Consider the following 5,310-nt stretch of genomic DNA (forward strand, 5'->3'; position numbering starts at 1 on the left):
CGGACTTGGTGCCTTTGGCTTGTAGTTGTGCTCTTAATCTCTTGTATTTACGTCTTTTACGCAATATCTGTTGTCCACTATAGAGCAAAGTCTTGCCTTTTTCGTCATAACAAGCAGTTAAGAAACGCAACCCACGATCAATTCCGACAACGTGTTCAGCTTGTGATACTTGATACTCTGGCAATGAAGCGGTTGCACTTAAATGCACATACCATTTGTTTCTTAACTTAAGCAATTTAAGCGAGCCAAACTTCCATTTAGTTTGATCAAGGTACTTGTCAAAGCCTTTACAGACGAAATTAACTACTTTTCTGCCTTGCAGGGTATTTAACGATAATTGATGATTAGCAGCTTTGTAAGACCAATCCCGACTACGCTGCAAGTCAAGCTGAGGACGTTTAAAACGTATTGGTTGCCATAGCCAAGTGAGATTACGATAGATTTGTGCCCAAATAGCCCGACCACGACTGTCTTTCTTTCCAGTATCATAACGAAAAGGATGTTGAAAAAGTTGAGTCCTAACAGTCTTATAGCGAGCAATAACCGTTTTAATAGCTGATTGTGCCATTTGACTTTTAAGGTTAAATTTATCGCGTAAGTCATGATATAGCGCTTGGTTCAGCTTAGACTGCTTTAGCACAAAATTATGATCAAAAATGTACTGTGAAATATAGTTGCAGGCATCACGATACTTAAGCATGGTAATTGAAAAAGCTCGCGCAGTTTCATTACCAATATTAAGCAACTGAGCTTTAATAACTACTGATTGATCCAAATGATTTCACCTCCTTAGCAATATTCACTGAATATTATATCATAAATTAATTAGTGAATTATAATATAGAAAAAAGGGACTGAAAATGCAATTCCTCCCCGCATTAAAATACGGGATCTCCTTGCTTAATCAGTCCCCAAATTTATCAATGAGTAAGTTCATTATAAGATCATTTTAGCGCTTTCACAAGTTTTAGTTACTTCTTGTAGAAATCATCAAATACAGTAACTGGCAAATGACGCTTGTGTTCACTCTTCTTCCATAATTTTTTGATTTGATCAGCTGCTTTATCGCTAACTTCCTTGCCTTCAAGGTAGTCATCGATTTCCTTATAAGTTACACCTAAAGCAACTTCATCTGGTAAATCTGGCTTTTCTTCTTCAAGGTCAGCTGTAGGAGCCTTTTCATAAAGGTGAGCTGGACACCCCAATTCCTTTAAAAGCATCTTGCCTTGACGCTTGTCCAAGCGGAAAAGTGGAGTTAAGTCAGCAGCACCATCACCAAACTTGGTATAAAATCCACTGAAGTTTTCGGCAGCGTGGTCAGTACCTACGACTGCACCCTTATTAGCACCAGCAATGGCATATTGAACCACCATTCTTTGACGAGCCTTGATATTGCCTTTATTAAAGTCAGTAATCTTTTGACCACTAGCTTCAACAACCTTTACCATTGCATCTACTGGTTCCTTAATATTAACGATTAAATCTTGGTCTGGATGTTGGAACTTAACAGCATCTGCAGCATCGCTAGCATCAGCTTGAACGCCATATGGCAAACGAACTGCGATAAATTGATAAGAATCATCGCCAGTTTCTTCACGCATTTCTTCAATTGCCATTTGGCAAAGCTTTCCAGTTAAGGTAGAATCTTGACCACCAGAAATGCCCAAAACATATGACTTCAAAAATGGATTAGCCTTTAAATAATCCTTTAAGAAATCAATTGAACGTCTGATTTCTTTTTTAGGATCAATTTCAGGCAAAACATGTTCATATGCAATAATTTCTTTTTGTAATTCTCTCATCGACCAATGCTTCTTTCTCTAATCTTACGACGGATATCTTGAATAAGATCCATCTTACTCTCGTACAAGTTTTGTGACAAATCAACTGGATATTCTTGTGGGTTCAAGCTACGCTTGTATTCATCCCATAAGCCGTCCAAATTATCAGCAACAAACTTCTTAATCTCATCGAGGCTAGGTTGCTTGTAAACAAGCTCGCCATCCTTAAAGATATCATGCAAAAGCGGAATAGCAGTATAATCAGTTACCACTTTGTTGATATAAGTGTATTGTGGGTGGAACATGAACAAGGCATCAAACTTGCGCGGATCTTCGTTATCGCGAGATACCCAGTCTCCCTCATTTTTCTTAGCAGTGTTGGCATTGATACGCCATACTTGCTTTTTACCAGGCGTAGATACCTTGATAGCATTAGAAGAAATCTTAAGCGTATCACACATTGCATCTACTTCATCTTCCATGGCTACTAACTTGTAAACTGCACCAAGTGCTGGCTGATCATAGGCGGTGATATATTTGGTACCAATACCCCAAACATCAATCTTAGCACCTTGCATCTTCAAGTTAGTGATTGTATTTTCATCAAGGTCGTTAGAAGCAAAAATCTTAGCATCTGGGTAGCCAGCGTCATCTAATTCCTTACGAACTCGCTTAGAAATATAAGCCATATCACCTGAATCGATACGAACACCTAAGAAGTTGATCTTGTCGCACATTTCGTTGGCAACCTTAATGGCATTTGGTACACCACTGCGAACTGTATCATAAGTATCAACTAAGAAGACGCAGTTCTTATGTGTTCCGGCATAAGCTTTAAATGCTTCATATTCGCTGCCAAAAGCTTCAACTAAAGCATGAGCGTGAGTTCCTGAGATTGGAATACCAAATAACTTACCGGCACGTACATTACTGGTTGAGTCAAAACCACCAATATAAGCAGCACGTGCACCCCAAATTGCGGCATCAGTTTCTTGGGCACGACGTGAACCAAATTCCATCAAGCCATCATTTTGCACAGCTAGCTTAATTCTTGCTGCCTTAGTAGCAAGCAAAGTTTGGAAGTTAATGATGTTCAAAATAGCTGTTTCGACTAATTGTGCTTGAGCAAGTGGTCCTTCAACTTGCAAAATTGGTTCGTTAGCAAAAACCAATTCCCCTTCCTTCATGGAACGGATATTAAGCTTTAACTTAAAGTTGCGCAAGTAGTCAATAAAGTCGTCATCATAGCCTTCCTGCTCCTTCAAATATTGCAGGTCGCTTTCTTTAAACTTTAAATTCTTTAAATAATCAATAATGTGTTCCAAGCCGGCATAAACAGCATAGCCGTTGCCAAATGGCTCAGTTCTATAAAAAGCTTCAAAAACAGCATTGCGATCAGCAATCCCCTTTTTGAAGTAGGTATACATCATATTAATTTCGTATAAATCAGTGTGTAAGGCCAAAGAATCGTCTTTGTCTAATTCTGGGTAAAACATTGTTCCCCTTTCTGTAATTAAAATTTCATTTTTCAGTATTATACAGCCAATACTAACACATTGCTATTTTTGAACTTGATTTTCTTATTAGACGTTTTCTGACAATGTGTCGTAAACTTTTTGAATTGTCTCTAATTGATTTCTTACAGAAAAGTGCTCTTCGGCATAACGTTTCTCATTATTAGCAATTTGACGCAATTCTTTGTTTGACTTATCTACTGCTTCACCAATTACCTTAGCAATCGAGTCAATATCACCAGTTTTAGCAATAAAGCCATACTCTGGCCCAGGAATCATCTTGTGAATATCACCAACATCTGTGGACAAAATTGGGATCAAATTATCAGTAGCTTCTAAAAGCACAAGTGGAAAACTTTCTGAATATGAAGTAAGCACTGCTAAATCAATTCGCTTATATAAACCACTAAGCTGATGATGAGTCATAAAGCCGTGGAAAGTTACTTGAGGAGCCATATCCAATTGTCTAGTCAAAGCCTTCAAAGCCTCAAGTTGACTGCCATTCCCCGCAATATACAAGCGAATATGCTGGTCATCCAATTTTTTCACGGCCTTTAAAAGCAATTCCTGTCCCTTAACCTTTTCAGTACGCGCAACGTTAATAATATTGAAATAAGTATGCTCATATTTAGCTGGAATTTCGCTATTGCTGTGGAAAAAGATACCATTATAAATCACGTGTACCTTGTTTTTATCCACCTGTGCTTTATTAATGAGCAGCTGTGCAAAACGATTAGTTACTGCAAAGATACAATCGGCTTTTCTTAACGCACGCAAATTCAATTTGGTAAAAATTTTGCCTAAAATGCCGCGCCCTTCAAAATCCAAGTAAGGGTCTGAATGCACAGTGATGCACCAAGTTGCCTTAATTTTCTTATGAATTAAAGAAAGAAAAAGATTGGCTCTAGCCCCATGAGTATGCACAATATGGTAGTTGCCATCATTAATAAATTTGGTCAATTTACGCAAACTAGCTAAATCATAACGACTATTAGCTCCAAGCACATGGGTAGTAATCCCCTTGGCGCGGGCTGCCTGAGCTACCGGACCTTCAGCTAAAGTCAGCAATTCAAAATTTTCACCTTCATTTTTGGCTTCAGTTAACAAATTAACAATATGTGATAAACCGCCACCATTTTCAAGACCAGCATTTACATGCAAAACCTTCATCAATTAATTATTTTCCTCTCTTCGATTGTTTAACTCGGACAACAAATTTAGGCAACACCATCATTCGCTTAAAGCGAGATGGATTAGTAATTAAACGATAGAACCATTCTAAATGTGTTTTTTGGAAACCTTCTGGAGCTCTTTTGACCATGCCAGAAAAGACATCAAAGCTACCCCCTACACCCATCATTAAAGCTGGGGTTTCATTTCTACGTAAAATGGCTAAAAGCTTTTCTTGTTTAGGAAAACCTAGCGCCGCAAAGACCATATCTGGATGTGTTTTTTGAATTCTGCGAGCTACTAAATCTAAGTCTCCCTTAAAGTAGCCATCTTCTGCACCGACCAAGTTAATATTAGGATATTCTTTAGCGACTTTTGCTTGTACAGCATGAATTACCGCTGGCTTAGCACCAATAAGATATACACGGCTGCCGCGATCATTGGCTACGCTCATCAGCCAAGTGAACAGATCATAACCCGTCACTCTTTCAGGCAATGGCTGTTTTAACATCTTAGCCGCCTTAACGATACCTATTCCATCTGCAGTGATATAATCTGTATCATTTTTTAAAATTTTCATGAATTCTGGGTTTTCGTTAGCTGCCATCACAATTTCAGGATTAGCAGTTACTACAAAAGTAGATAAGTGATCATTCAGTCGACTAATAAATTCATTTTGAAATTGATTAAAAGTTTTATTATCAAAATTAACGCCTAAAATATTAACTTTATCCATTTCCACACACCTCACACGTCTTTTCATCTAGTATCTATTTTACCATTGGAATAAGCAAGTACGCCTATGATATTCAAGTTTTATCTTTTCTTCAAACATGATAAGATTG

General features: G+C 37.9%; 5 protein-coding genes. All 5 read right to left on the reverse strand.

The features are described from left to right. On the reverse strand, positions 1–775 hold a 775-nt coding region (locus HMPREF0518_RS05475), incomplete at its 3' end, for a transposase (protein ID WP_003626927.1). Between the two features lie 196 nt (positions 776–971). Continuing rightward, a complete protein-coding gene (gene nadE, locus HMPREF0518_RS05480) occupies positions 972–1,802 on the reverse strand; it encodes an ammonia-dependent NAD(+) synthetase (RefSeq protein WP_003626929.1) in 831 nt (276 codons plus the stop codon). After that, on the reverse strand, positions 1,799–3,277 hold the full coding sequence (locus tag HMPREF0518_RS05485) for a nicotinate phosphoribosyltransferase (protein WP_003626930.1): 1,479 nt from the start codon (positions 3,275–3,277) through the stop codon (positions 1,799–1,801). The genes nadE and HMPREF0518_RS05485 overlap by 4 nt, the downstream gene beginning before the upstream one ends. A gap of 87 nt (positions 3,278–3,364) precedes the next feature. Continuing rightward, entirely contained in the window at positions 3,365–4,465 is a 1,101-nt protein-coding gene (locus HMPREF0518_RS05490) for a glycosyltransferase family 4 protein (RefSeq protein WP_003626932.1), read from the reverse strand. Positions 4,466–4,472: 7 nt separating this feature from the next. Further along, positions 4,473–5,201, reverse strand: a complete 729-nt coding sequence (locus HMPREF0518_RS05495) for a WecB/TagA/CpsF family glycosyltransferase (RefSeq protein ID WP_020829039.1) — start codon at positions 5,199–5,201, stop codon at positions 4,473–4,475. Positions 5,202–5,310: the final 109 nt, after the last annotated feature.

The sequence above is a fragment of the Lactobacillus helveticus DSM 20075 = CGMCC 1.1877 genome (assembly GCF_000160855.1).
Taxonomy (GTDB): Bacteria; Bacillota; Bacilli; order Lactobacillales; family Lactobacillaceae; genus Lactobacillus; species Lactobacillus helveticus.